The following is a 704-nucleotide window of genomic DNA, read 5'->3' as shown; positions in this document are numbered from 1 at the left end:
TCTATTGCTTTTATTATTGTAGCAAATTGAGAAAATTTGTCAATCTAAATGTACTATAATTGGCGAATCGCTTCAAAAGCTCCTTTGTCAATCTCGACTGGGTCAGAGAAGGCATCCAGAACAATCCCTCTCACCGGAAACTCCCCTATCTCTTCCGCAACAGATAAACAGTCCGTAAGAGGTAATTGCAACCAGGAAAAACGGTCATAATAGTCCCTGGGAATATCTTGTTCAGTTAAGAAACAAGGATAGAAGTAGTCGTCTCCCTTTCGCAGAATATCCGGTTTTAGTCGTACCCCTTCTTGTTCATCACTCTCATCCAGAAGATTCGGATTGAAGGGGACCCAGACTTTAGCTTGTTTCAATTCCTTGAACAAGGCTTCAATTGACTCTGTCGTTTTCTCTCTCAAATACTCTTTCTTATAGTCAGAGAGGCTCATTGTTTGCTCTTTTTTAGCCGTTTTTTTCTTAAAAAACTGAAACATTCTCTTTCCTCTTAGAAAATCTTAAATGTACTGACAAACCTGTCCATCTCGATAAGCATTATCAATCAAACCGCCACCGAGACACTCATCGCCATCGTAAAAGACAACTGCCTGTCCTGGTGTGATGGCGCGTTGCGGTTCCGCAAAGATGACCTCTGCCTTATCTCCTTTGACATGTACTGTCACCTTAGAATCAGGCTGACGGTAGCGGAATTTAGC

2 protein-coding genes are annotated in these 704 nt (G+C 41.8%); both read right to left on the bottom strand.

The window, feature by feature from the left end; translation table 11 throughout:
* Positions 1-53: 53 nt before the first annotated feature.
* Positions 54-485 (bottom strand): SseB family protein, encoded by a 432-nt coding sequence (locus tag GMD1S_RS10690; RefSeq protein ID WP_000485110.1) that lies wholly within the window; start codon positions 483-485, stop codon positions 54-56.
* Positions 486-506: 21 nt separating this feature from the next.
* A partial coding sequence (locus tag GMD1S_RS10685; RefSeq protein WP_000629196.1) for an aminomethyltransferase beta-barrel domain-containing protein occupies positions 507-704 on the bottom strand: 198 nt, incomplete at its 5' end.

This window comes from Streptococcus sp. GMD1S, from assembly GCF_000296875.1.
In the GTDB taxonomy this organism is placed as follows: Bacteria; Bacillota; Bacilli; order Lactobacillales; family Streptococcaceae; genus Streptococcus.
The sequence above is the reverse complement of the archived record's forward strand: the minus strand, read 5'-3'. Positions and strand labels throughout refer to the sequence as shown.

What these genes read in the sequence shown, in the direction of transcription:
- GMD1S_RS10690 (WP_000485110.1), bottom strand. Translation starts at nt 485, where the DNA reads ATGTTTCAGTTTTTTAAGAAAAAAACGGCTAAAAAAGAGCAAACAATG.